Below are 21,077 nucleotides of genomic sequence, written 5' to 3'. Positions count from 1 at the left end.
GGTATTCCCCAAACGTGGAAAATTATGCGTCTTTCCACAGGGCTGCGACCGGCCTGCAGATCGCTTCCGCATCGGGCCTCTCTTCCGGACGGGCGGGCTGAACGAGCAAATCGGCCGAGGCCGGCAATGCCTTCAGCAAGCCCGCCGTTCCGGAAACGACCACGACGAAGCGGAAGCCGGCGGCCTTAAGCGCATCGCAGCGCCGCTCCAGAAGCTCCCCGTCGGCCGACGCTTCCGCGTCGAAATAATGATACGCGGGCAGCGTGACGGCCCGGCCTTTGAACGCCGTTTCGAGCGGGGACAGCCAGTCCCCGACGGCCGCCGCCTTGTCCGTCATTTCCGCCGGCGTCTCCCTTCCGGTAAGGCCGGTTACCGGGAGCAGGCATGTATCGAAGTACATTTGCAGCCCCGGCCAGGTAAGCGAATCGAATTCACTGAATTTCATGCCGTGCATTCTTCCTTTGCATAACGTTTTAGAGCAGCGAGCCGAAAAAGGTCATGATCTTTTCGTCGATTCCCGGCAGGCCCTCGTGCCCGAAATCCGGATAGACCGCCAGCTGCTTGGGGGCCGTAATTTTGTTGTAGGCCGCGAATTGAGTCGAAGGCGGCGTAATCGAATCCATCAGCCCGACCGCCATCAGCACGTCCCCGCGGATCCGCGAAGCGAGATGCTGGACGTCGATGTAGCCGAGCCGCTCGAAAAATTCGTTCTCCCGCTCATGCAGCGGATCGAACAGACGGAAATACGTTTTGAGCTCTTCGTAGGCGTCCTTGGCCAGGTCCATCTCCCAAACGCGCCGATAATCGCTCAAAAACGGATAGATCGGCGCGAGCTTGGCGATCCGCGGCTCCAGCGCCGCGCACGCGAGCGTCAGCCCTCCGCCTTGGGACGCTCCCATCGCGGCGACGCGGCCGCCGTCCACTTCCGGCAATTCCATGACGATGCCGGCAAGCTGCGCCGCATCCAGAAAAACATGACGGAACAGCAGGTTGTCCGGATCGTCGTCGACCCCGCGGATAATATGGCCCCGCAGCGTATTTCCCTTGACGCCTCCCGCATCCTCGGACTGCCCGCCCTGGCCGCGCACGTCCATCGCCGCGACGGAAAAGCCCAACGCGGCGTAGCCGAGCTTGGATACCCAATCTCCGGCATGTCCCGAATAGCCGTGGAATTGAACGACGGCGGGGTGCGGCGAGGGCGCGTTTTTCGGCCTTGCGTACTTGGCATGGATTCGGGCACCGCGAACGCCCGTAAAGTAAAGATCGAAGCATTCGGCAAAAGGCACTTGAAAGCGGGCCGGGACCAGCTTCAATTGAGGGTCCGTCGCGCGCATTTCGGCGAGCGCCCGGTCCCAATAGGCGTCAAAATCGGAAGGCTTCGGATTTCTCCCTTCGTACGCCTGCAATTGGCTTAGCGGCATGTCGAGCAGCGGCAAGTTCGTTCATTCCTTCCTCTTATTTAACGGTAAAATCCTCCTTTCTTCATCCTACTGCAAATTCCGCCCGCAGAAAAGCGTTTTCTTTTTCGAAACAAACAACCTCCCGATCCGCCGCGCGTGGCGGCGGCCGGGAGGTCGGGCCGTATCGGGAAAGCTGGAAGGATCGTCCGTCGGCATTACGGTTGAATTGCCTTCAATTCGTCAGTCAGGCGCCGAAACGATTCGGCATCCCCTTGGACAAGCGCCGCGTCAATTGCCTCGTAGATTTTTGCCATCCGGTATTTTCGCAGCGCTTCGTCAAGGACCATCTCCGCCTCCAACCCGAGCATTGTCTCATAGGCGATTTTCATGTCCATCGGTTGCACCTCCAAAATCCGGCGATAGGGCTCTATCTGTCGGCTCCCCTTAAAGCATATTCATCGCTGCCGTCTCCGTTCAGGTCAATAGCCCCTTGCCGATCCTCGATATTGGTTAAATCTAAACCTTTTCTTTCATCGCGCTTTTTCCGATAGGCGTCAGCCGAACGAGCGGCACCCCGTCGTTCGTCTCTCCCCACCGCAGCAGGCCCAGATGCATCATCATTTTCAAAATCCGCAAGTGCAGCACGTCTTCCGCCGTATCGTAATAGTAGGGACGAACGAGCGGAAGCAGCACGGACGCGAGCGATGCCGTCGTCGTCCAATCCGCCGCCAGACGCATCGTCCATTGGGCCAAAGGCAGCACGTTCGGAATCGGCCCCCGGTAGCTCCGCAGCCAGAAACGATACATCTCCGCCGGTTCGATCGGCCGTCCGCCGCCCGCCGCAAGCTGCCCCGCCTCCGTTAATTCCAGTCTCTCCCCGCTTTCCCTTACCCAATTTTCCTGGCAGCAAAAATCGTAGAGAAGCGAGAATCGCTCGGGATATTCCCGAAAACGGCGCCCGTACCCGAATCGCCAAGCGGTTTTTCCCGGCAAAGCTTCCGTTACGGACAAAGACTCGAGCAGCTGTCCGAGCTGCCTTTTGTACAGATAGCCTTCCGAGGTCAGCAAAATGTCGTGATCGCGCACGTAGCGCAAAAACAGAACGGCATCCTCGCATAGCAGGTTCCGCTCGTCCCGGTAGACGCCGGGCTCTTCGCGGACGTCCAGCCGATTGCGAAACCGCTCGTCCAGAACGTCGGCAAGCCGGCTTTTGACGTCTTCCGGCACCTGGAACATGTAACGGGTATGCTGCGTAAAACCGTTGAACAGCCATCCGAACCGCTTGAACCTGGCGATTGCCTGCCGGGCCGAATGATCGGGTTCGGGAGGCGCCTCGCTCGCCGCTTTCCCTTTTCGGCGGCCGCTTCCGGATTTCGAAGCGCGCCCTTTCGGCGCCGGAGCCGTCTTGACAGCCGCGGGTTCCGCCGCCGGCACGGACGCCCGGGCATTCGTATCGGATGCCGTCCACAAAGCCCTGGCCGTCAAATCTTCCAGGCTGTACAGCTCCCTGGGCTCGAACAGAAGCGAATTCAGAAGCCGCAAGTCTTCCTCGCTCATTCCGTCCACCCTTTGCGCGATTGCATCCCGTCTTTGCGCCGTCGACAAAATCGATTGGATCAACTCGTGCTTCGAGTGGCTGCTCGTTTCGCAGCCATACGTTTCGGCAATGCGCGTCAATTGCTCGATGTCGGCATAGGTGAGCATATCCGCTAAATTCATCGGCATTCCCCGTTTCCGGAGGATTTATATGCCATTATCGGTGGATTTCGCGCCGTTTAAACGTCCGGCCAACAAAAAACGAGCGGCAGCCCGAAAGCCGCTCGCTCGTTATTCATGGAAATCGTCGCGCAAATGAGCCGTACAATTGTGAAGCAGGGGAATCCATCCGTCCTCCCGCCTCTCCAGAACGGTCAAGGACAAATTCGCGATATGGCCGTCGCCGGCGTCCGCGATCAGCGTCTGCAGCATTTGCGCCAAAAAGCTGCCGTGCGTCACGACCAACCAATTCTCGCCAGGGTGGCTCGCGGTAAACTGCTCGACGAACGCAAGGCCGCGTTCGCGGACGCTGCCGTCCGTCTCCTGATCGGGAACGCGCCTGCGCCAGTCGGGCCCCCAGCGTTCGATCCGTTCGGCCTCCGTCGTGCCTTCGGCTTGGCCGAAGCTTCTTTCCTTCAGGCGAGGGTCGGTCAAAAAGGGAATGCCAAGCCGGTCGGACAAAATCTGCCCGGTTTTGGCGGCGCGTTTCAAATCGCTGCTGACGACGCCGTTCCACAAGCCTTTCTCCCGGAGCAGCCGGTCCGCCAGCCTTTGGGCTTGCATCTCTCCGACGGCGCTAAGCGGAATGTCCGTCGTGCCTTGAATTTTCCCGGCCTTGTTCCAGGCGGTAAGCCCGTGCCGTACCCAACCCATCCGCATGCAGGCGTTCATGTCCGCACCCTCGTGAACCAGTTCAGCACCAGAAGCGTCATGACGACGCCGAGCAGCGACAGAGCGATCCAATATTCGGGATAGGCGGGCGATGCGTGAAGCACGATCGGGTCGCTCAAGCTTGCCACCGGCACGTCGACGGACAAGCGGGAACCCGGGCTGGCGACGGAAAACGCGGAGGCCGTTTCCATGACGCCCGTCCTGCCGGTATCGGAAGACATCATGCGATCCGCGAGCACGTACAGAAACCCGCAGGCGAACACGGCCAGCAGGGAGGCAAGCAATCCGGCGACCCGGATGCGGAACGCCCTTCCGAATGCGTAAGAGCGCTGCACGGCGGGCATGAACCAATTTTGCTCGGCGTAAATCCGGTTCATGACGTTGCGGTTCATTTCCTCGAGGTTAACCGATTTTTCCAAATAATTCTCGAATTCCTCGTCCATCGGCAGCGACCGGATCAGGCTGGCGCTTTCCTCCCAGAGTCGATATTCCTCGAAGCAGCAGGCGCAAGAGCTTAAATGCTCCTCGACCTGGCGCCGCTCCGATTCGGAGGCGGATCCTTCGCAGTAATCGCTGAATTTCAATCGTATCAGATCGCACCCGGTCTTCATCGCGATTTCATCTCCTCAATATCCTTCAGCAGAACCGGCTCGCTAAAATAAGATTCCATTTGCGTCTTGACGCTGGCCCTGGCCCGAAAGAGCAACGATTTGACGGCGCTCACCGTCTGTCCCAATATGCCCGCGATTTCTTGATAGTCCATGCCTTCGTACTCGCGTAGAATGAGAGCGGAACGCTGCTTCTCCGGCAAATTGTTGATCGCTTCCCGCACCTTCAACACTTTCTCGTTTCGCAAAAGAGCCATTTCCGGGGTCGCCTCCGGAGGAGCGGCGGGTATGTATGCGGAGTCGTCCAGCGACATGTGGGTGGCCTTCTGCTTCCGAAGCTCGCTCAGAACGGTGTTTCGCGCGATCGTATACAGCCAGGTCGCGAACGAAGCGTCCACTTCCCGAAACGAGTGCAAGCTGCGGTACGCTTTGTAAAACGTTTCGGAGCACAAGTCTTCCGCGAGCAGCTCCAGCTTGGCGCTGCGCAGCATATGGTATATAAATGAAAGAATCTTCTTCTGGTAACGCGTCATTAATTCCGAATAAAGTTCAACGTTTCCGTCCTTGATTTCCCGAATCAGTTGCGAATCGGTCATCGACCCTGCGAGCCTCCCCTCTTGTGCAGGGATTCGCTTGCAGCCGGCTTATACCAATATACCGGCCATAAACGAAAAAGTTGCGCGAAGCGCGCATCTTCCACACAACCCCATTATTTTACATAGGCTATTTGCTATTGTAACACACCGCGAAGAGCGCAAAGCTTAAAAAATTCTAAAAATGCTTTTTTGGCGAATGGAACCGATTCGAGGTCCTTGAAGCGAATGTCGCAATAAAAATTTCGAAAACGCTTCAAAAATAATGAAAACGCTTATTGACAAAATGAAAACGGATACATATAATAAAAGTACAGTATGGTTTCTCTCCACTCCTATCCAATATCTGAGCGTTCGACGTAACGCTCGCGCCACTCCTTGAGTGGCGTTTTTTGTTTGTGATCCAATGGGCGGCCTTATGACGCATGCCGTGATTCCGAATATCCCGGGTAATGCGGGAAGCGCAATAGAAAAGTTATTCCTTAACCATAAAACGTTCGCAAGCCTTGATTTGTTGCACGATTTTTTTCGTTGGCAATTGGATCTTCTCGACGGTATGATTTCACACCCTGTAATGGGATGGAACGCGACCGAAGTCTCGAATACGTCGGGCTTGCGTCACGATTATGCGTTATTCGCGTTCAGACTTCCTCCGCTCGCGAACGGGGATTACGGGCAATTGTACGAGAGAAGGCAGCGACTGGCACTTGGCCGTATTCCTGGCGAGGATTCGAACGAGGGTAATGCAGGAATGGGCAGGAGTATGCGGGATTGGACGGAGGATGCAGGATTGGCCGGGGATGACGCAAATGGGTTCGCCTAAGCTTGGTTGGATTTTATCCAACCTAATTCGGCTTTTTTGAGATACATTTCGGCTTCGTTGGATTTTGTCCAATCTGGCGAGGCCTTATTAGCGTTTTTGTCCAAATTCCGAGTCCCTCATTGGATATAATCCACTCTAGGCAACGATTTCCTCGTTTTCCGCTCCCTTGATTGGACGAAATCCAACATAGGCCTCCCTCCGCTTGGATGCTCCTTCCTTCGCTTGGACGGTCCCCCTCCGAATCCCTCCGCTTGAACGCCCCCTCCGCCTTCCCTTAAGGCTCCCGCATACGCCTCTTAAGGACGCGAAGGACTTAAACTTATCCCATACGACAGAAAAAGCGGCCCGCCCGAATCTCCCCGATCCGGAGGCGGCGCCGCTTATTTTCAGAAAAACACTTCATGCCCAAGCGATCGAAGCAGTCCGACCGCTCGGTCGAGATCGTCCTGCTGCCGGAACGACAGGCGCAATACGCCGGGAACGTCCTCGCGGCTCTCGATGATATGCAGATTGCTCAGATTGATTTTCTCCTGGCCGAGCTCGGTCGCGATTTTGCCGATGATTCCCGGCTGGTCGGGAACGTTGACATAGCATTCGTGCAGCGAAGAAATCATGCCCTTGCGCCGTTCGGGAAGCTGGTTGCGAAACGCCCCGGCGCTGCGGAACTGTTCCGCTACTCCGTCTCCGTCCCCGGCTTCGAGCAGCGCCGCGAACTTGTCGATGCCAAGCCGCCAATCGTCCAGCAGCTTCAACAGCACTTCCTTGTTGTTGAGCAAAATATCGCGCCAGATCGTCGGATCGCTCGAAGCGATGCGGGTAATGTCGCGGAAGCCGCCCGCCGCCAGGCTGCGGTACAGATCGTTCGAATCGTTGTAGGCGGCGATCTGGTTCACGAGCGCAACCGCAATAATATGCGGCAAATGGCTGATGGCGCCGACAATGTCGTCGTGCATCTTGGAGTCCGTTTTCACGATTTTCGCCCGGGTCCAGCGCAGCAGCTCCTCCAGCCGTTCCAGCGCCCCGCTCGGCGTCCGATCCGTTGGCGTCAACACGTAGTAGGCGTTCTCGAACAGGTCGGGCGACGCCGCCTCGACGCCGCTGCGCTCCGATCCGGCCATCGGATGGCCGCCGATGAAAGCCGCGCCGCCAAGCTCAAGCCGCTCGGCGAACGCGACGACGGACGCCTTCGTGCTGCCGACGTCGGTGATGACGCAGCCGGGCTTCAGCGGCAGCTTCGCCAACTGTTCGATATAATCGTTCAGGCGTCCGACCGGCACGCACAGAAAAATAAAGTCCGCATCCGCAGCCGCTTCGGCGATCGACGTCGTGCCGACGTCGACCACTCCGAGCCGCTCGTATTTTCGAACCGAAGCCGGGTTGATCGAATGTCCGACGATTTCATACCCCGGCTTTCCCTTCCAGCACAGCGCAAGCGAGCCCCCGATCAGTCCGACGCCGAAAACGGCGATGCGGATTTTCGGCGGGGCGGTTGTTTCCCCTTGTTGGATAAAGCCGTCGAGATCCGCCGCCATTCGCTACACCCGCGCCCCGAATTGTTGGAGAACGGTTTCCAGCGCGGCGACGACTTTCGCGTTTTGCTCGGCGCTGCCTACGGTTATGCGCAGGTGCGTCGGATATTTCTTGTGGCCGGCGCGAACGATAATCCCTTTGCGCAGCAGCGCGTCGAACACCTCGCCTGCCGGGTGCCCCACATCGACCATAATAAAGTTGCCGTAAGCGGGAAACGCGGACAGACCCAGCCGGTCGAATTCCGACCGCAGGTAAGCGAGCCCTTCCTTGTTGGCCTTCCGGCAGCCGTCGATGAACGCTTGGTCCTGCAGCGCCGCGAGCGCGGCGGCTTGCCCGAATCGCGACGTGTTGAACGGTTCGCGCACCTGGTTGATCGAACGGATCACCTCCGCGCGTCCGATGCCGTATCCGATGCGAAGCGAAGCCAGCCCGTAAATTTTCGAGAACGTGCGAAGCAGCACGAGGTTGGGATACTTTTTCAGCAGGGCGAGGCCGTCCGGGAATTCCGGATCGTCGATATATTCGCAGTACGCTTCGTCCAGCACGACCATGACGCTTTGCGGCACTTTGGACAAAAACCATTCGACTTCGTCCTGGGTGACGATCGTTCCGGTCGGGTTGTTCGGGTTGCAGATCCAGACGATTTTCGTCTTGTCGTTCACTTTGTCGAGCATCGCTTTCAGATCGTGCGTGCCTTCGCGAAGCGGGACCTCGACGAACACGCCGTTTTCGATCTCGACGTTGTGCTTGTATTGCGGGAACGTCTGATCGGCCGCGATCGTCTCGTCCCCCGGAAGCAGAAACGCGCGGGCGATCATCAGAATCACTTCGTCCGAACCGCAGCCGAGAATGATTTGATCCGGGTCGACGTTCAAATATTGGGCCAGGGCGGCGGTCAGCTCCACGGCTGCCCCGTCCGGATAAATGCTGATGTTGCCCAGCTCGTTTTTAATCGCTTCGAGCGCCGCCGGCGAGCTGCCGAACGGGTTTTCGTTGGAAGCGAGCTTGATGACTTCGGTCAGTCCAAGCTCGCGCTTGACTTCTTCGACAGGCTTGCCGGGCTGGTAAACCGGCAAATGGACGATATTCGGTTTGGGTTGCATCGGGGTTCCTCCTGATTTCCGCTTTTGTGACATTGAAAAAGAGCGCTGCGCGCTCCGACGTGCGATATGCTTCTATTTTGACACATTGCGCAACCCCTGTACAGATGCCAAGGGGGGAATCGGCCGCTCCGAAATTCGGCCGGCCGGATCGAAAATCGGGCCTGCGCCGACTGCGCAAGCCCGATTCGTTTCTTCTATTTCCGCAGCGAGGCGACTCAGCTCCGCGGCTTCAAGCCGGCGATGAACGCCTGCACGGCTTCCAGTCCTTCGCGGCGCTTGCCGGCTTCCGCAGCCGTCAGCAGCGGCAGCGCTTCTTCCACTTTGCGGACGATGGCGCTGCCGACAATGACGCCGTCGCACGACGACGACAGCTGCTCCACCTGCTCGCGGGACGAGATGCCGAAGCCGACGCAGATCGGCACGTTTGCCGCGCCCCGCACCGTCGCCAGAAACTTGTCGATCCCCGAATAAAATTCCGACCGGACGCCGGTAACGCCGAGCGAGGAAACGCAGTAGACGAAGCCGCGAGCCCGCGCCGCAATGCGCTCGACCCGGGCGTCCGACGTCGGCGCGACGAGCGGAATGAGATGAATGCCGGCCGCCTCCGCCTTTTGCCTCGTTTCCTCGTCCTCTTCGAGCGGCAAATCCGGAATGATGACGCCGCTGAAATCGTTCGCCTTCAACTGCTCGAAGAAGCGGTCGAGGCCGAATTGCAGCACCGGGTTGAAATAAGTAAACAGAATGAAGGGCATGCCGACGCCGCGTTCGCGCGCCTTCGCCGCGACGGACATGCAGTCGGCGAGGGAAACGCTGTGCCTCAGGGCCCGCTCCGAAGCCCGCTGGATGACCGGACCGTCGGCCAGCGGATCGGAGTACGGGACGCCGAGCTCGATCATATGCGCGCCGGCCGCTTCCGCCGCCTGGACGAGGGAGACGGACGTTTCGAGGTCCGGATCTCCCATCGTCAGAAACGGAATGATCGCCGTCTCGCCTTTCGCCTTCAGTTCGGCGAACACAGCGTCGATGGCGTTCGTCGTCGCTACGCTCACGATTCGGCACCTCCCAGGTACTGCATGATCGATTCTACGTCTTTGTCTCCCCGTCCGGATAGGCTGACGACGATCGTTTCGTCCTTGCCCATCGTCGGAGCCAGCTTCAGCGTATGCGCGACTGCATGCGCGGATTCCAGCGCCGGAATGATGCCTTCCAGCCTGGACAGCAGCTGGAGCGCTTCGAGCGCCTCGGCGTCGGTAATCGGCACGTATTCGGCGCGGTTCGTATCCTTCAGGTACGAATGCTCCGGCCCGATGCCGGGATAGTCCAGCCCCGCCGAAATCGAGTGCGCGGGCAGCACCTGGCCGCCTTCGTCCTGCAGCACGTAGCTCATCGAGCCTTGGAAAACGCCCGGCCGCCCCTTGGTCATCGTCGCCGCGTGTTCCTCGGTGTCGACCCCGCGCCCGGCCGCCTCGACCCCGATCAGGCGAACGGACGCATCGTCCACGAACGGGTGGAAGATGCCCATCGCGTTGCTGCCGCCGCCGACCGCCGCCACGATCGCGTCGGGCAGACGGCCCTCGGTTTCGAGCATCTGGTCCTTCGTTTCCAGCCCGATGACGCGCTGAAAATCGCGCACCATCATCGGATACGGGTGCGGTCCCGTCACGGATCCGAGAATGTAATACGTATCGTCCACATGGCTGACCCAATAGCGCAGCGTTTCGTTGCACGCGTCCTTGAGCGTCCGCGTTCCGCTTGTGACGGGGACGACTTCCGAACCGAGCAACTGCATCCGGAATACGTTGAGCTGCTGGCGCTTCGTGTCTTCCTCGCCCATGAACACCTTGCACTCGAGACCGAGCAGCGCCGCGACGGTCGCAGAAGCGACTCCGTGCTGGCCGGCTCCGGTTTCGGCGATGATTTTTTTCTTGCCCATCCGTTTGGCCAGCAGCGCCTGTCCGATCGTATTGTTGATCTTATGGGCTCCGGTGTGGTTCAAATCCTCGCGTTTCAAATACACCTTCGCTCCGCCGAGATGCTGCGTCAGCCGTTCCGCATAATAGAGCGGGGTCGGGCGCCCGGAATACTGCTTCAGCAAATACCGAAGCTCCTCGAGAAACTCCGGATCGTCCTTGTAGCGATGATAGGCCTCTTCAAGCTCGAACAGCGCGTTCATCAGCGTTTCCGGCACGTAGCGTCCGCCGAACGAACCGAAACGTCCGGCGCTGTCCGGCACCTGCGTTTGCGTCATGATCTAAAGTTTCACCCTTTCCGCGAATGCGGCGATTTTGTCGTTGTCCTTCGCGCCGTCCGTCTCCACGCCGCTGGAAATATCCACGCCGTCGGGCAGAGCCGTCGCAAGCAAATCCTTCACGTTATCGGGCGTGAGTCCGCCCGCGACAAACAGCTTCAGGCCGTTATCGGCCGCCTTCTTCCGATAGGCGGGAATAAGATCCCAACGGAACGGCCGCCCCGTGCCTCCTCCCGCCGTGTCGAGCAATACCGCGGATACGGCTCCGCGATAGGCGTCGAGCCGGTCCGGCCCCGCCGTCTCCGCGCCGCCGCGCCAGGCCTCGCCGGAGGCGGGAGCGGGAGCTCGGGCCGAGGCGCTTTCCTTGCCGCCGCCGGCACCCGCTTCCGCGCCGTCGCCCGGCTCGTCGACCGGGAGCGCGCGCCACACCTCGACGCCGAACCGCTCCGCCACCTCGCGGCACAGCTCCGGCGACTCCGAGCCGTGCAGCTGCACGACGTCGAGCCGCACCTCCGCCATGACGGCCGCGATTTCCTCCGGCGACGGATCGACGAACACGCCGGCGATCCGAGGCGGCAATCCGCCGGCCATGCGCGTGCGGCGGGCTTCCGCGGCAAGGCGCGCCGCCTGCGCGGCGGTCACCCGCCGCCGGCTCGGGGCGAAAACGAACCCGATGTAATCGACGGGAAGTCCGTTCATCCCGCGCAGCGTCGCTTCTTCCCGGATGCCGCATATTTTGACGAGGGGCGCCGCCGCGGGAGCGTCTTCGCGAACCGGGCCGCTCACTTGGCCGCGCCCCCGTTCGTCACGGGTCCCAGCAAGGCGAGCACGCCTTCGCCCGGATCTTCCTGCCTCATGAAATGCTCGCCGACAAGCACCGCCTGGGCGCCCGCCCCGCGAACGAACGCGATATCGTCCGGCGTTGAAATGGCGCTTTCGCTAACCGCGACGACGTTCGGCGGGAGCAGCGCGATGAGCCTCTCCGTCACGGCAAGATCCGTCTTGAACGTGCGCAAATCGCGGTTGTTCACGCCGATGAGCGTCGCCTTGCCGATGTCCAGCACCGTCTCCAGCTCTTCCCCGTCGTGCACTTCCACGAGCACGTCCAACCCGAGAGCGCGGGCGAGGTCGTGAAAATCGGCAAGCTGGCGTTTCGTCAATATTGCCGCGATCAGCAAAATCGCGTCGGCGCCAACGAGGCGCGCTTCGTATATTTGCCTCTCGTCGATCGTAAAGTCCTTGCGCAGCAGCGGCACGCTTACCGCTTCGCGCACCTGCGCCAAATAATCGTTCGAGCCTTGAAAATACTCGACGTCGGTAAGCACGGAGATGCAATCCGTCCCGGCCGTTTCGTACATGCGGGCCAGCTTCGCCGGATCGAAATCGGGGCGAATGAGCCCTTTGGAAGGACTTGCCTTCTTCACCTCGGCGATGAGGCCGACGGAACGGCGCCGATTCTCCGATCTTAACGCTTTTTCAAAGCCGCGGCAAGCGGGAAGTTCCGAAATGGCGCGTTCCGCTTCCGCCAGCGCGAGCGTTTCGCGCAGCAGTTCGACCTCGTTTTTTTTCGTTTCGACTATTCGATCAAGAAACATGGCTCACTTCTCCCGTCGTCGCAATCCATTGCTCCAGTTTCGCTTGGGCTTTGCCCGAATCGATCGTTTCCGCCGCCGCCCGAACGCCGTCTGCAAGCGAATCGGCGCGCCCCGCCACATAGATGCAGGCCCCCGCGTTGAGCAGCACGACATCGCGGTAGGCGCTCCGTTCCCCGCCGAGCACCCGGCGGATGATCGCGGCGTTTTCCCGCGCGTCTCCGCCCTTCACTTCGCTGAGCGGCACCGTCTTCAGCCCCAGCTGCTCGGGGGTAATATCGTACGTGGTCACGGTTCCGTCCTTCAGCTCGGATACTTGCGTCGGCGCCGAAATGCTGATTTCGTCGAGTCCGTCATGGCTCCCGACGACGAGCGCCCGAACAAGTCCGAGACGCTCCAGCACGCGGGCGACCGTTTCCGTGCGCGAGCGGTCGTACAAGCCCATCAGCTGCCGGTCCGCGCCGGCCGGATTGGCCAGCGGGCCGAGCATGTTGAAAATCGTCCGCACGCCCAGCTCCTTCCGCGGAACCGCGGCATGCTTGAGCGCCGGGTGGAACGCCTGCGCGAACATAAAGCAAATCCCCGTCCGTTCGAGGCACTCGGCGGCCTGCTCCGGCGTCAGTCCGATCTGAACGCCGAGCGCCTCCAGCACGTCGGCGCTGCCGGCTTTGCCGGACATGGCGCGGTTGCCGTGCTTCGCCACGCGGACGCCGGCCGCCGCCGCAATGACGGCGGACGACGTGGAAATGTTGAATTTATGAATGCCGGAACCCCCCGTTCCGCACGTATCGAGCAAATCGCGGCTTTCCGCGCGGACCCGGCTGGCGAATGTGCGCATCGCTTCGGCAAAGCCGGTAATTTCGTCGACCGTTTCGCCTTTCATCCGCAGCGCGACGACCAGACCGGCGATTTGAGCCGGCGTCGCTTCGCCTTTCATGATGAGGCTCATCACCTCGCGCGCTTCGCCAAGCGTCAAATCCCCGCCGCCCACGACCCGGGCGAGCGCGAGCGGCATCGAAATCGCTTGCGTGTTCGTCTCCATCTTTTCGCCCTCCAAGATTCAATCGTAGTCGAGATTGGTGCGGCGGTCGTACGCCGCGGCAGCCAGCTTCCGGGCCGGAGCCGGCGCGAACACCGCCTCCGCCGCGCGAATCGCCTTGAGCATGCCTTTCGCCTTGTTGACCGTCTCTTCGTATTCCTTCTCCGGCACGGAATCCCACACGATGCCCGCCCCGGCTTGGACGTAAGCTTTGCCATGCTTGAAAATGATCGTCCGGATCGTGATGCAGGTGTCGAGATTGCCCGAAAAGCCCAGGTAGCCGATCGCGCCGGCATAGGCTCCTCGCGCCTCGTTTTCCAGTTCGGCGATAATTTCCATCGCCCTCAGCTTCGGGGCGCCGGATACGGTACCGGCCGGCAGGCACGACAGGAAGGCGTCGAAAAAATCTTTATCCTTGGCAAGCTTGCCGGTCACGTTGGACACGATGTGCATGACATGGGAGTATCGCTCGATTTCCATGTAGGCGTCGCATTTGACGCTGCCGAATTCGGATACGCGGCCCAAATCGTTGCGGCCCAGATCGACGAGCATGACGTGTTCGGCCCGCTCCTTCTCGTCCGCGAGAAGCTCCCGCTCCAGCGCCTCGTCTTCCTCCGGCGTTTTGCCCCGCGGTCTCGTTCCGGCGATCGGGCGCGTCTCCACGCGGCCGCCGTCGACTTTGACGAGCAGCTCCGGCGACGTGCCGACGATGACCTCTTCGCCCAGCTTCAGCACGTACATGTACGGAGAAGGGTTCATCGTCCGCAGCATCCGGTATACCTGGAGCGGATCGACTTCGGTTTCGATATGGAACCGCTGGGAGAGCACCGTCTGGAAAATATCGCCCGCGCGGATGTATTCCTTCGCTTTCTCGACGTTTGCGATAAACTGCTCCCGGGTCAAATTGGAGCGGATGTCGCCAAGCTCCGGATCGGACGGAGGCGTCCCGGTCGGGGCCGGCGACGAAAGCGCCGGCTGCCTTAAACGAGCGATCATCTCGTCGAGTCCCGCGCAAGCGTCGTCGTAAGCCGCCTCGATTTGCGCATCCGACGCCCCTTGGGGAACATGCACGTTGCCGATGACGAGCACCTGCTGCTTGAAATGATCGAACACGACGATCCGGTCGCAGAACATGAAGTGCATGTCGTCCATCTCCAGGTCGTCCACGCGATGCGAAGGCAGCTTGCGTTCGTAATACTGCAGCAAATCGTAGCCGAAGAAGCCGATCGCGCCTCCCGTAAACGGAGGCAGTTCGGGCAGCGCGGGAGAGCGGTACGCCCGCAGTCTCTCTCGCAGCAGCTGCAGCGGGTTATCGGACGCAAACGATTCGGTCCGGCCGCCCTCCTCCAACGTAACCTTGTTTTTTTTCAGCTTCAGCGTCAAAAAGGGATCGGTTCCGATAAACGAATACCTCGCCCATTTAATGCCGCCCTCCACGCTTTCGAGCAAAAAAGCTCTGCGGTCCCGGCTCAATTGCTGAAAAACGCGAATCGGCGTTTCGGTATCGGCCAACAGGCGTCTGGCGACCGGAATGACGTTGTACTCGCTTGCGAGGCGAATGACCTGCTTCAGTTCCTGCGCGCGCTGCTCCATTTCTTTTTCTCCCCTTTCCAAGCTTTCGTCCGGCAAAGCCGGCCGAAGCTCGCTAATGGCCGTTCGTCAAAGCTAGAGTGAAGGACTGAAATAAATTCAGCCCCTCCTCATCAAACCGTACGTGAGGTTTTCCCTCATACGGCTTTCCGATGTTCGTCATTCATGTGCGTGCGACTTACAAAAGCGTCTTGAGTCCATACATTTGGCAGAGCAACTTAACCTCATTTCCAGAACTGCGCCAGCGACTACGCTGGCGCTTCTTTGCGTACCACTTCGTTAGCCTTGTGCGGATGTACCCATCTAACTTTGTCATCCATTTGGAACTGTATGGCGTCGAATAGTAGTTCTTCCAGCCTTGGATTCTCAGGTTGAGCCAGTCCACATGTTCTTGGAACGAAACGTGCCGCATTTTCGGCGGCGCGAGTCGTTCTTTAACGACTTCCCGAATGTGTTTCTCTGCTTTAACACAGAGCCATTGTTGCGTCGTATAGTACACGCGGTTCTGCCCCGTTTCTGCTTTCGTCTTCCGGTGGTGCATGCCGAGGTCGTCACACCCTGCTTCCCCCGTCCATGTTCCCTCACACCGCGTCTCTCCCGGATGCAAAGTCAGTTCCAGACGCTCCATTATCGCTTGAATGAGTTTGTACCCATGGAGCGCATCTTTCTTTGTCTTGCACACGACGACAAAGTAGTCTGCGTACCGCGTGAGTTCCCCGGCCTCTTTGCCATGCTTTTCCCACAATCGGTCGAAGTAGTTCAGGTAGATGTTCGCCAGTAGCGGCGAGATCGCCCCGCCCTGCGGCGTTCCCAGATCGGAACGTCTGACCGTTCCTTCCTCCGTCACTCCTACTCCGAGCCATTGCCGAATGAGCTTGAGAATGCGTCTGTCGCTGATTCGCATTTCTACCAGTTTCATGAGCTTCTCTTGGTTAATGTTGTCGAAGTAGCCTTGGATGTCGACGTCGACCACCCAATTGCCTTTGCGGTTGCAGGCTTTACGGATTCGCTCCAGCGCTTGTTTTGCGCCTCGCTTCGGTCGAAAGCCAAACGAGCATTCCTGAAAATCGGCTTCAAAGATCGGTTCCACTATGAGTTTCGTTGCCATTTGCACGACGCGGTCCCTTACCGTTGGAATGCCGAGCGGGCGTTTCCGTCCGTCTTTCTTCGGAATGTAGTGACGGCGCACGGGCTGGGGGCGGTAGGACTTCTTCTGGAGCCGTTCTCGGCATTCCGCTACGAATCGGTCTTCACCCATCTTCGCTATATCTGCCAAGGTTTCACCGTCGATGCCTGCCGCTCCTTTGTTTGCCCGTACTCTCCGCCACGCTTCCTGTAGCACATCCAATCGATGGACTTTGTCGTACAGTGCATGGAACTTTCTGCTCTTGCTCGTCTTGGCCGCATGACCTAGCTTCTCTTGGAGTTGTTGAACTTTTTCTGTTGGTGTCGTTAGCCTTCTGGCATTCACTCACTCGTACCTCCTTGTGAAGCTTGAACAAAGCAGGGCGCCTTCCCTCCCGCAGGTTGTGTTGTCCTGCGTTCCCCGGTACTATTCGCCCCTCGGACTCCCTTCCTGCAGACGGATCACTTCACCTTTTGGCTTATAGAGCGTCTCTTTACGGTTTCGAAAAAAAAAATCTCCGTGCAGGGGAGGGTCTCCCCAGTTCACTGCATCCTCTTTCATCCCATGCCGATCCCTCTACGCCGGAGGATTCTTCGCTGACGCTCCAAGTTCTTATCAGCTTCCATGGCCTTCGCCCATGCTCGCGGGGCTCGGCTTCCTCTTTTCCCTCTTGCGAGGCCTTTTTGACGACGCGGCAGGATTCACTTTATGTTACGGCCTGACATGTTGCTCGCCCTGTCTCCGACAGGTACTTTCGTCGATACGCTTCTACGCACAGCTTTCGCCATACGCAGGTATCCTAGCTACACAGGGGCTTGGCCCCTCCTGTGACCGGACTTTCACCGGCTAGAAGATGCGTGCTTAGCTGGGCACGCCGAGCATGAAAAAAGCATCTCCGCTTCGCAGAGATGCATCCGTAGACAAGGGTATATGAGGGCTTGAAATCCGCCATGCCCGGTTCCGGACATACGGCCGCCACTCCTTGCCGACTACGAAGCGAAAATCGTCCGATTCCCGTTCGCCGGCAACTCCGCTCATCTCGTCTCTGCTCGTCGTTCATGGACTTTCGCGTAAGTTTTCGTCCCTGCGGCCGAAGGTTCCGCGCCAAGTCATACCATCACTATAGCATTGCGCGCCGCTTGCGTCAACGGATCAGCCCTTCGATTCGGCCAGATCCGGCCTGAGCGCCTGCGCCCTTCCCAAATACACATGATGAATTTCCGACTGCGGAACGTCCGTATTGACGTGAACCATCAGCCGGATGCATTTTTCCAGGCCGCCCTTGACCGGAATTTCCACCGAGCACATGAGCGGAACGTATTCCCAGCCTTCCAGCATGCGGATCGCCTTCGCCGGAAACGCCGTATCCAAATCCTGCGTCACGGTGACGAAAATGCTGCAAATATCCTCGGGAGCCGTCCCGTTCGCCTCGACGATCGCTCTCAGCAGCTCAAGCGTGGCGTCCAAAATCGGCTGCGTTTCGTTCGTTTCGACCGTAATCGCGCCTCTGATTCCCCTTACGCTCATCTTCGTACGGATTCTCCTTTCAAGCTTTCCACGATTTCGCGGACCCAGACGGCCGGGACGTCGTTGCGGATTTCGACCGTTCCGATCGCCGTCGGCACGACGAACACCATGTTTCCTTCGCTGAACTTTTTGTCGTGCATCATCACCGCCATGATCGCGTCGGTGTCGTAAGCTTCCGGAATCCGCACCGGCAGGCCGAACTTGCGCATGAGCGATTCCGTCTCCGTCTCGATGCTCGCCTCATATCCGAACTTTGCGGCAAGACGGGCGGAACCGACCATGCCGATCGCGATCGCCTCGCCGTGCAGCAGCTCGCCATAACCCGCTACCGCTTCGAGCGCATGGCCGATCGTATGGCCGAGATTGAGAATGGCGCGCAAATCGTTTTCCCGCTCGTCCTTCGACACAACAATCGATTTGACGCGGCAGCCTTCGTAAAGCGCGCGTCCGAGCGCGTCCGGCTCCAGCCTCATCAAACGCTCGGCGTTGTCGCCGCACCAGCGCGCGAACTCCGCGTCCCAGATCAGCCCGTGCTTGACGACTTCCGCATAGCCGGCGCTCACTTCCCGCGCCGGAAGGCTGACGAGCGTGTCCAGATCGTACAGGACGAAATCCGGCTGATGGAAGGCGCCGATAATATTTTTCGCCAGGCGGTGATTGACCGCCACTTTTCCGCCGACGCTGCTGTCGTGCGCCAGAATCGTCGTCGGCATTTGCACGAAGCGGACCCCTCTCATATACGAGGCCGCAACGAACCCGGCAAGATCGCCGACGACCCCGCCCCCGAGCGCGACGACCGTCGACTTGCGGTCGAGTCCCGCTTCGAGAGCCGCCGTAATCAGATCGTCGAAAGCCGTCAGCGATTTGGACTTCTCGCCCGAAGGCACGACGGCTCTAGCGACCGCATACCCCGACTCGCGCAGCGATTGTTCCACCGTGCCGGCGTACAAATGTTCCACCGCGGCGTCCGTCACGAGCAAAATCGGCGATTTCGCCGGAAAGCCCCGCTCCTTGAACAACGTTCCGGATTGCCGGAGAAGCCCGCTTCCGATCAGGATCGGATACGATCTGTCGCCAAGCTCCACCTTCAGCTCCCGAATTCCCGTCTCCCCCGCCATTAGTACTCCGCCACCTGTTCCAAGTAGCGGTCGTAATTCGCCCGGATTTCCTCCATCGAATCGCCGCCGAATTTCTCGAGGAACGCTTTGGCGACTTCCCAGGCGACGACGCTTTCCATGACGACGCTCGCCGCCGGAACCGCGCACGCGTCCGAACGCTCGACCTGGGCCGTAAACGGTTCCTTCGTGTCGATATCGACGCTTTGCAGCGGCTTGTACAGCGTCGGAATCGGCTTCATGACGCCGCGCACGACGATCGGCTCCCCGTTCGTCATCCCGCCCTCGAAGCCGCCGAGCCGGTTGGAAGCCCGGTAATAGCCGCGCTCCGGCGAATACATGATTTCATCGTGCACCTGCGAGCCCGGAAGATTGGCTGCCTCGAAGCCGATGCCGAACTCCACGCCCTTGAACGCGTTGATGGAGACGACCGCTTGCGCGATCCGCCCGTCCAGCTTGCGGTCCCACTGAACGTGGCTGCCCAGGCCGACCGGAAGTCCCGCCACGATGCATTCGACGACGCCGCCGATCGAATCGCCGTCGGCCTTCGTTTTGTCGATCAGCTCGATCATCCGCTGCTCGGATTCCGCGTCCGCGACGCGAACCGGCGATTGCTCCGTCCGCTCGATCAGCTCGTCGATCGGCATTTCCGGCAGCGGGGCGCGGATGCCGCCGATGGAAACGACGCGGCCGGCGACCTTGATGCCGAATTGCGCGAGCAGCTGGCGCGCCACCGCGCCGACCGCGACGCGGGCCGCCGTCTCGCGCGCACTGGACCGCTCCAGCACGTTGCGCAGGTCTTTCAGATTGTATTTCAAACCGCCGTTCAAATCCGCATGCCCCGGACGCGGACGGTGAACCCGGCGCTTCGTTTCGTCGCTGCCTTCGATCGGCTCGATGTTCATGACAGCCGTCCAATGCTTCCAGTCGTTGTTCGCAACGACAAGCGCGACCGGCGCCCCGGTCGTTTTGCCGTGGCGGACGCCTCCTACGATTTGAGCTTCGTCCTTTTCGATTTGCATTCTCCGCCCGCGGCCGTGGCCCTTCTGCCGGCGCTGCAGTTGAAAATTAAGCGCTTCGAAATCCAGTTCCAAATTGCTGGGCAATCCTTCGATTATGGCGGTAAGCTGCGGACCGTGCGTTTCCCCCGCGGTCAAATAACGTAAACTCAACTGTAGTGACCTCCTAAAATTCAATCGAGCCGCACCCCGGTTCCTTGCACCGCCGGCAATCGCTCGTAATGGCGTCCTGTAAACGTCTTTGCTCATTATAGTACAGCCCCGAAGAATTTGACAAGAAAACAGCCCGTCACGTGCGGACGGGCTGCTGCTTGGCGATATCGGGACGGCTCTGCGGCGTCTCGCGCAAAAAACCGATCAATGCCACGTTGTCGAGGCCGAGAATTTGCGCGCATTCCTGCGAAGATATCAAGCGGCGGCGATAAGCTTCGATCACTTTGCGCTTGTCCATGAATCCCTCCGGGACGTTAGGTTATCCATAGTATCGCGCGCCGCCCCCAAGCTCATACGGAACGGCGGTAGAAAAACGTCTCCGACGTTTCGAGCCCGTACTGCCCCGGGGAAAAAATTTGCTCGGTGCTCCCGACGAACAGCAGTCCTCCGGGCTTGAGCGCCTGAGCGAACCTCCTGTACAAATCCTGCTTCGCCTCTTCCGTAAAATAAATCATGACGTTGCGGCAGACGATCAGATCGTAATTGTCGCCGAACCGGTCGAGCAGCAGGTTCTGCTTCTGAAAGCGGACCGCCTTTTTCAGGCGGTCGCTCACGTGATAAGCCCCGTCCGCCTCCCGGAAATAGTTCCGGACGAATTCCGGAGGCACGTCCCTTAGCGACCGTTCCAAATAAACGCCGGCCTTCGCCTTCGCCAGCACCCCGTCGTCGATGTCCGTCGCCAGCACGCTGGACGCATCCAGCGCGCGAAGCGAATCGAGAATCATGGCGATCGTATACGGCTCTTCGCCGGTCGAACAAGCCGCGCTCCAAATACTCAAACGGGGATTGTTCTTCAGCATGGCCGGCAAAAACTTGTCCTTCAGCACCTGCCAGCGATTCGGATTGCGCCAAAACTCGGAAACGTTGATCGTCATCCGGTCCAAAAACTCGTTGTGAAGCCTGTTGTCGCTCATGAGCGCCTTGAAATAGGAAGCGAAGTCCAGAAAGCCGTGCTTGAGCCGCAGCGTCGTCAATCTCCTGCGCATTTGCGTCTCTTTGTATTGAGACAAATCGATCGATGTCGCTTTCCGGATGTCGGCCACAAAGCGGGCAAAATCTTCGTCCTCCGCAGACCGAGGCGCCTTGCTTGTCCCCCATTCAGTCATGCCCGTTCATACTCTCCC

The 21,077-nt window shown here is 59.5% G+C and carries 22 protein-coding genes; 1 reads left to right on the top strand and 21 read right to left on the bottom strand.

The window, feature by feature from the left end; translation table 11 throughout:
- Window positions 1-22: 22 nt before the first annotated feature.
- From B7E11_RS21550 to B7E11_RS21520, 7 genes are all read right to left on the bottom strand, one after another.
- Window positions 23-445: a DUF2487 family protein gene (locus B7E11_RS21550; RefSeq protein WP_176220847.1), complete on the bottom strand. Its 423-nt coding sequence runs from the start codon at window positions 443-445 to the stop codon at window positions 23-25.
- 28 nt (window positions 446-473) lie between these two features.
- Window positions 474-1,436 (bottom strand): acetylxylan esterase, encoded by a 963-nt coding sequence (locus B7E11_RS21545; RefSeq protein ID WP_080838733.1) that lies wholly within the window; start codon window positions 1,434-1,436, stop codon window positions 474-476.
- Window positions 1,437-1,615: 179 nt separating this feature from the next.
- Window positions 1,616-1,795, bottom strand: coding sequence for an IDEAL domain-containing protein (locus B7E11_RS21540; RefSeq protein ID WP_080838730.1), 180 nt, complete (start codon window positions 1,793-1,795; stop codon window positions 1,616-1,618).
- Between the two features lie 121 nt (window positions 1,796-1,916).
- Window positions 1,917-3,119: a hypothetical protein gene (locus B7E11_RS21535; protein WP_139787275.1), complete on the bottom strand. Its 1,203-nt coding sequence runs from the start codon at window positions 3,117-3,119 to the stop codon at window positions 1,917-1,919.
- 108 nt (window positions 3,120-3,227) lie between these two features.
- The gene (locus B7E11_RS21530) at window positions 3,228-3,827 is read right to left on the bottom strand and encodes a histidine phosphatase family protein (RefSeq protein WP_245809786.1); all 600 of its coding nucleotides are present in this window, start codon (window positions 3,825-3,827) and stop codon (window positions 3,228-3,230) included.
- On the bottom strand, window positions 3,824-4,438 hold the full coding sequence (locus tag B7E11_RS21525; protein WP_080838725.1) for a zf-HC2 domain-containing protein: 615 nt from the start codon (window positions 4,436-4,438) through the stop codon (window positions 3,824-3,826). The genes B7E11_RS21530 and B7E11_RS21525 overlap by 4 nt, the downstream gene beginning before the upstream one ends.
- Window positions 4,435-5,031, bottom strand: coding sequence for an RNA polymerase sigma factor (locus B7E11_RS21520; protein WP_080838723.1), 597 nt, complete (start codon window positions 5,029-5,031; stop codon window positions 4,435-4,437). The genes B7E11_RS21525 and B7E11_RS21520 overlap by 4 nt, the downstream gene beginning before the upstream one ends.
- Before the next feature lie 415 nt (window positions 5,032-5,446).
- Here B7E11_RS21520 and B7E11_RS21515 point away from each other — a divergent pair, with 415 nt between their 5' ends.
- Window positions 5,447-5,851 carry a hypothetical protein gene (locus B7E11_RS21515; RefSeq protein WP_080838721.1) on the top strand — a complete coding sequence of 135 codons (405 nt, stop codon included), beginning with the start codon at window positions 5,447-5,449 and terminating at the stop codon, window positions 5,849-5,851.
- 386 nt (window positions 5,852-6,237) lie between these two features.
- Here B7E11_RS21515 and B7E11_RS21510 read toward each other — a convergent pair whose 3' ends face one another.
- From B7E11_RS21510 to B7E11_RS21450, 14 genes are all read right to left on the bottom strand, one after another.
- Complete coding sequence (locus B7E11_RS21510; protein ID WP_080838720.1) at window positions 6,238-7,383, bottom strand: prephenate dehydrogenase; 1,146 nt, start codon at window positions 7,381-7,383, stop codon at window positions 6,238-6,240.
- 3 nt (window positions 7,384-7,386) lie between these two features.
- Complete coding sequence (gene hisC, locus B7E11_RS21505) at window positions 7,387-8,484, bottom strand: histidinol-phosphate transaminase (RefSeq protein WP_080838718.1); 1,098 nt, start codon at window positions 8,482-8,484, stop codon at window positions 7,387-7,389.
- A gap of 215 nt (window positions 8,485-8,699) precedes the next feature.
- Complete coding sequence (gene trpA, locus B7E11_RS21500; RefSeq protein WP_080838716.1) at window positions 8,700-9,533, bottom strand: tryptophan synthase subunit alpha; 834 nt, start codon at window positions 9,531-9,533, stop codon at window positions 8,700-8,702.
- The gene (gene trpB, locus B7E11_RS21495; protein WP_080838715.1) at window positions 9,530-10,732 is read right to left on the bottom strand and encodes a tryptophan synthase subunit beta; all 1,203 of its coding nucleotides are present in this window, start codon (window positions 10,730-10,732) and stop codon (window positions 9,530-9,532) included. Before trpB ends, trpA begins: the two co-directional genes overlap by 4 nt.
- Window positions 10,733-10,735: 3 nt before the next feature.
- Window positions 10,736-11,518 (bottom strand): phosphoribosylanthranilate isomerase, encoded by a 783-nt coding sequence (locus B7E11_RS21490; protein ID WP_281256516.1) that lies wholly within the window; start codon window positions 11,516-11,518, stop codon window positions 10,736-10,738.
- Window positions 11,515-12,327, bottom strand: a complete 813-nt coding sequence (trpC, locus tag B7E11_RS21485; protein ID WP_080838713.1) for an indole-3-glycerol phosphate synthase TrpC — start codon at window positions 12,325-12,327, stop codon at window positions 11,515-11,517. The genes B7E11_RS21490 and trpC overlap by 4 nt, the downstream gene beginning before the upstream one ends.
- On the bottom strand, window positions 12,317-13,366 hold the full coding sequence (gene trpD / locus B7E11_RS21480) for an anthranilate phosphoribosyltransferase (protein ID WP_080838711.1): 1,050 nt from the start codon (window positions 13,364-13,366) through the stop codon (window positions 12,317-12,319). The genes trpC and trpD overlap by 11 nt, the downstream gene beginning before the upstream one ends.
- 18 nt (window positions 13,367-13,384) lie before the next feature.
- Entirely contained in the window at window positions 13,385-14,956 is a 1,572-nt protein-coding gene (gene trpE / locus B7E11_RS21475; RefSeq protein WP_080838710.1) for an anthranilate synthase component I, read from the bottom strand.
- A gap of 175 nt (window positions 14,957-15,131) precedes the next feature.
- On the bottom strand, window positions 15,132-16,424 hold the full coding sequence (gene ltrA / locus B7E11_RS21470) for a group II intron reverse transcriptase/maturase (protein WP_080838708.1): 1,293 nt from the start codon (window positions 16,422-16,424) through the stop codon (window positions 15,132-15,134).
- An 807-nt stretch (window positions 16,425-17,231) separates the two neighbouring features.
- A complete protein-coding gene (gene aroH, locus B7E11_RS21465) occupies window positions 17,232-17,606 on the bottom strand; it encodes a chorismate mutase (RefSeq protein WP_080838706.1) in 375 nt (124 codons plus the stop codon).
- A complete protein-coding gene (gene aroB / locus B7E11_RS21460; protein WP_080838704.1) occupies window positions 17,603-18,724 on the bottom strand; it encodes a 3-dehydroquinate synthase in 1,122 nt (373 codons plus the stop codon). The genes aroH and aroB overlap by 4 nt, the downstream gene beginning before the upstream one ends.
- Entirely contained in the window at window positions 18,724-19,893 is a 1,170-nt protein-coding gene (gene aroC, locus B7E11_RS21455) for a chorismate synthase (protein ID WP_080838703.1), read from the bottom strand. The genes aroB and aroC overlap by 1 nt, the downstream gene beginning before the upstream one ends.
- A gap of 136 nt (window positions 19,894-20,029) precedes the next feature.
- A complete protein-coding gene (locus B7E11_RS29715; protein WP_176220846.1) occupies window positions 20,030-20,191 on the bottom strand; it encodes a hypothetical protein in 162 nt (53 codons plus the stop codon).
- Between the two features lie 52 nt (window positions 20,192-20,243).
- Entirely contained in the window at window positions 20,244-21,059 is an 816-nt protein-coding gene (locus tag B7E11_RS21450) for a CheR family methyltransferase (RefSeq protein ID WP_080838701.1), read from the bottom strand.
- Window positions 21,060-21,077 lie beyond the last annotated feature (18 nt).

The organism is Cohnella massiliensis (genome assembly GCF_900169535.1).
Lineage (GTDB): Bacteria > Bacillota > Bacilli > Paenibacillales > Paenibacillaceae > Cohnella > Cohnella algarum.
The sequence above is the reverse complement of the archived record's forward strand: the minus strand, read 5'-3'. Positions and strand labels throughout refer to the sequence as shown.

Bases quoted from the DNA above. Each gene is read 5' to 3' on its own strand.
- B7E11_RS21520 (WP_080838723.1), bottom strand. From the start codon at position 5,031: ATGACCGATTCGCAACTGATTCGGGAAATCAAGGACGGAAACGTTGAA.
- B7E11_RS21510 (WP_080838720.1), bottom strand. From the start codon at position 7,383: ATGGCGGCGGATCTCGACGGCTTTATCCAACAAGGGGAAACAACCGCC.
- B7E11_RS21530 (WP_245809786.1), bottom strand. From the start codon at position 3,827: ATGAACGCCTGCATGCGGATGGGTTGGGTACGGCACGGGCTTACCGCC.
- B7E11_RS21525 (WP_080838725.1), bottom strand. From the start codon at position 4,438: ATGAAGACCGGGTGCGATCTGATACGATTGAAATTCAGCGATTACTGC.
- B7E11_RS21550 (WP_176220847.1), bottom strand. From the start codon at position 445: ATGAAATTCAGTGAATTCGATTCGCTTACCTGGCCGGGGCTGCAAATG.
- aroB (WP_080838704.1), bottom strand. From the start codon at position 18,724: ATGGCGGGGGAGACGGGAATTCGGGAGCTGAAGGTGGAGCTTGGCGAC.
- B7E11_RS21540 (WP_080838730.1), bottom strand. From the start codon at position 1,795: ATGGACATGAAAATCGCCTATGAGACAATGCTCGGGTTGGAGGCGGAG.
- B7E11_RS21450 (WP_080838701.1), bottom strand. From the start codon at position 21,059: ATGACTGAATGGGGGACAAGCAAGGCGCCTCGGTCTGCGGAGGACGAA.
- hisC (WP_080838718.1), bottom strand. From the start codon at position 8,484: ATGCAACCCAAACCGAATATCGTCCATTTGCCGGTTTACCAGCCCGGC.
- B7E11_RS21515 (WP_080838721.1), top strand. From the start codon at position 5,447: ATGACGCATGCCGTGATTCCGAATATCCCGGGTAATGCGGGAAGCGCA.
- trpD (WP_080838711.1), bottom strand. From the start codon at position 13,366: ATGGAGACGAACACGCAAGCGATTTCGATGCCGCTCGCGCTCGCCCGG.
- trpC (WP_080838713.1), bottom strand. From the start codon at position 12,327: ATGTTTCTTGATCGAATAGTCGAAACGAAAAAAAACGAGGTCGAACTG.
- B7E11_RS29715 (WP_176220846.1), bottom strand. From the start codon at position 20,191: ATGGACAAGCGCAAAGTGATCGAAGCTTATCGCCGCCGCTTGATATCT.
- trpB (WP_080838715.1), bottom strand. From the start codon at position 10,732: ATGACGCAAACGCAGGTGCCGGACAGCGCCGGACGTTTCGGTTCGTTC.
- aroH (WP_080838706.1), bottom strand. From the start codon at position 17,606: ATGAGCGTAAGGGGAATCAGAGGCGCGATTACGGTCGAAACGAACGAA.
- B7E11_RS21535 (WP_139787275.1), bottom strand. From the start codon at position 3,119: ATGAATTTAGCGGATATGCTCACCTATGCCGACATCGAGCAATTGACG.
- trpE (WP_080838710.1), bottom strand. From the start codon at position 14,956: ATGGAGCAGCGCGCGCAGGAACTGAAGCAGGTCATTCGCCTCGCAAGC.